Genomic DNA, 3,886 nt, shown 5'->3' with positions numbered 1-3,886 from the left:
GCCTTCGATGACTGGTGTGATCGGCAGGTCAAACTTCTGCGCAAACTCATAGTCACGTTCATCATGAGCCGGAACGACCATGATCGCACCAGTTCCGTATGAAGCCAAAACATAATCGGCGATCCAAATTTGGACTTTCTCGCCGTTCGCCGGATTGATCACATAACTCCCAGTAAAGACACCCGTCTTGTTCTTAGCCAGATCAGTCCGTTCCAAGTCGGATTTATGTGAAACTTCGGCCACATATTTTTCAACTGCTTCTTTTTGTTCAGGGGTCGTTAACTTTTTGACCAGCTCATGCTCTGGTGCCAAAATCATACAGCTGGCACCAAAAATCGTATCTGGGCGAGTGGTGAAAACTTCGATCTCATCATCATGATCAGCCACTTTAAAGCGAATTGACGCACCAACTGAACGACCGATCCAATTACGCTGTTGTTCCTTAATTGCCTCAGGCCAATCCAAGTCATCAAGATCATCGATCAAACGGTCGGCATAGGCTGTGATCTTTAAGACCCACTGGCGCATTGGTTTATGAATAACAGGAAAACCGCCGCGTTCCGTCTTGCCATCGATCACTTCTTCATTAGCGACGACTGTCCCGAGATCTGGACTCCAGTTAACGGGAACTTCAGCTTCATAGGCCAAACCTTTTTTATACAATTGTTCAAAGATCCATTGCGTCCATTTGTAATAACTAGGATCTGTGGTATTGATCTCACGGTTCCAATCATATGAAAGACCAAGCGACTTGATCTGACGGCGGAAATTATCCACATTAGTTCGAGTAAATTCACGTGGGGAATGACCAGTATTCAAAGCATACTGTTCTGCAGGCAACCCAAAGGCATCCCAACCCATTGGATGCAAAACATTGTAACCTTGCATCCGTTTCATGCGTGCAATGATATCCGTTGCCGTATAACCTTCTGGATGTCCAACGTGCAAGCCTTGTCCAGATGGATAAGGAAACATATCCAGTGCATAATAATTTTTCTTAGCAGGATCTTCAGTTGTTTTGAAGGTCTGGTGTTCTTTCCAATATTTCTGCCATTTTTTTTCAATTTGTTTATGATCGTAAGCCATTGATCAAAGACTTCCTTTCCTATTTGTCAAAATAAAAAAATCCTATACATACTCCCCCAAAAGAGGAAATGTATAGGACGAATTACTCGCGGTACCACCTAAATTTCGGCAAAATGCCGACACTCAATTTCATAACGGGAAATACCGTTCTTGTTTACTCTGTTCAACAAGAAACTCAAAGGTGAGTTCAAACTGATAAGTGTTATGCTCACACCGCCCGCATACTCTCTGTATCACTGCTCAGTCCTACTGATCCTTCTCAACGTTAATATTAACTATTACTATAGCAAATCGCATTTTTGAATGCAATAGCTGAATCAATTTGAATTATTTTAATTTTAAAGTCTGACCGACATAGATAGTATCGGAAACCAGGTGGTTCAATGACTTCAGCTGGTTGACCGTCATTTTATTTCTAGTAGCGATCCTCCATAAAGAATCATGAGCCTGAACAACATACGAACTTTTTTGCGCAGCTGAAGCCGGTTTTGAAGTAGTTTTATTGATCGAGGCGCGCCCCTGGACTTTCAAGGTTTGGCCAATATAAATGACGCTGCCTGTCAAATGATTCAACTGACGCAGTTTTGCGATCGTGGTATTATGTGCATTCGCGATCGACCACAAACTATCATTTTTCTTGACCACATAAGTTCCATTAGTTTGTTTGTTGGCAGTGGTCGTCTTAGAACTCTGGTTATTATTTTGCCCAGTCTGAACTTGACTGCCCTTGACCTGCAGTTTTTGACCGACACTGATCAAATCACTCGTTAATTTGTTTAACGATTTTAAAGCAGAAACCGTCATATTATGTTTTTGCGCGATTGCCCATAAAGAATCCCCCGACTTAACGGTATAAGCACCTGCTGTGTTGCTTTGACCGGACTGCTTTTGGTCTTTATTAGGCTGTGATGTCTGCGAAGTTCCTGGTTTAGACTGTGATTTCAAAGTCAGCTTTTGACCGACATAGATCAAATCAGAACTTAACTTATTGATGGATTTGAGCTGCGCCACGTTCAAACCATGCGAATGCGCGATCGACCACAACGAGTCATGTGCCTTTACGGTATAGTCTGCTTGCTGTTGCTGCTTGGAATTGTCAGCGGCTGGCTTTTGTGAAGTTCCACTGGTTTGTTTACCTGGTTGTTTATTCGCCCCAGAAGCACTTACCTTAAGTGTCTGGTCAACATAAATTATATCCGATTTAAGATTGTTCCAAGCCCGTAAATTAGCGACCGTCGTTTGATACTTCTGAGCGATCGACCACAAACTATCCTTCTTTTGAACCTTGTAGGTTTGCGAATTCGAATCTGCCGGTTTTGACTGAGTTGGCTGATTAGGCTGCGAATTCGTTGGTTTTGAAGGCTGTGAATTTGCAGAACCATTATTGCTTGCAGTTGAACCAGTCAGTTTCAATTTTTGGCCGACATAGATATTGTTGCTCGTCAAATTATTCAGTGATTTTAAACTAGCGACCGTCATCCCATGAGTCGTTGCAATATGGTATAATGTATCCCCTGATTTAACGGAGTATTGCCCGTTAGCTGTTGGAGTCGTGCTTGTGTTGCTTGGCTGATTATTTTGACCCGAATTGGCGTTAGGCAACGTCGTTGAAGTATTACCAGTCGAACCGGTCTGGCTATCATATTTTTTCAAATTATAATTATTGATGATATTCTTCAAAGTAGCAGCGTAAGTCGGCGAAGTGGCGTATGTGCCGTAGACACCGTGAGCTAAATTATCTGCAGCTTGCTCAACACTTGCGGTCTTACCAACAGTCGAATTAGGAAAATGCCCCACAATCAAGTTAGCATAATTATTCAAACTTTCAGTGTAACTATTATATTTCTGGAATTTAGCCGAAACTGTATGATTAGACCCGCTATAATATTCATTTGTATTCATTTGAACAAAAACACCATAACCATTCCACTTAACACCAAATAGATTATAAGCACTGGTTGACAGCGTACTGCTGCCCCAGCCGCTTTCTAAAGCAGCTTGCGCGATCATCATCGAGGCGTATAAACCACGCTGACGCGCAACTTGCATTGCTGACGGCGCGATTTTATCAATAAACATTTGCGGGCTGCTGTAGACAGTTACAGAACTGCGTAAAAGGCTATTGCTGTTTTCTGAAGCCGCAGCCGTGTCCTGTGAAGCAACAGTCTGATCTTGCTGCTGGCTGCTGTTGCTTTGCGGCTGAGCAGCGCTGGCTTGACTGGCAACAGACTGTGATTGTTGTGATTGTGTTTGACTTGTATTGTTATTAGCAGTAGACGAACTGGCCGCCTGGGTGTTAGTAGCCGGTTGCCCGGAATTATTGTTGTTCACTGCTTCTGCTGAATCATTATTGTTGTTATTAGCTTGACCGTTTGCAACTTGCACAGTTGAATCAGCCAGTGCCTTAGTGCGGCTCAAACCAATACCAGCTGTCCCCATTATGACAGTTGTCCCGATATATGTAGTAGCCTTCTTGACTGATTTAAAATTTTCCGTAAATTGAAGAGCTTTTTCCTGCTCAATTCTTTCTTTTCTCTTTTTCAAATCTTTAACCCCCTAAAACGAGATTTTGCAACCATATAACTTTGTGTTTTAAAAAAGTGCGTAAGACGCATTAAAACCCCTATACAAAATAATTATGTTAGTTTCAATTATATCACAGCACTTTACAAAATTTGCTTATTTTTCGTAGTCTTTGACCCCATGTCTAATATGAACTGTAGGATCACCCGTGAATTTTTGTGCCTTTGGGCTGCCAGAGCCAAACTGGTGAAAATTCGTTCTGCAGTAATGGCGTGGC

General features: G+C 42.3%; 2 protein-coding genes and 1 other annotated feature. Both genes read right to left on the bottom strand.

The annotated features are described in order from the left end of the window. Window positions 1–1,086 (bottom strand): leucine--tRNA ligase (gene leuS, locus FC65_RS09315; protein ID WP_082619082.1); only part of this gene is annotated, 1,086 nt, incomplete at its 3' end. A 70-nt stretch (window positions 1,087–1,156) separates the two neighbouring features. Beyond that, window positions 1,157–1,358 (bottom strand) — a binding site (T-box leader). 55 nt (window positions 1,359–1,413) lie between these two features. Then, complete coding sequence (locus FC65_RS09310) at window positions 1,414–3,630, bottom strand: LysM peptidoglycan-binding domain-containing protein (RefSeq protein WP_056972462.1); 2,217 nt, start codon at window positions 3,628–3,630, stop codon at window positions 1,414–1,416. Window positions 3,631–3,886: the final 256 nt, after the last annotated feature.

Origin of the sequence: Ligilactobacillus acidipiscis DSM 15836 (assembly GCF_001435755.1) — a bacterium.
Classification (GTDB): domain Bacteria; phylum Bacillota; class Bacilli; order Lactobacillales; family Lactobacillaceae; genus Ligilactobacillus; species Ligilactobacillus acidipiscis.
This window is presented reverse-complemented; position numbering and strand designations above follow the sequence as displayed.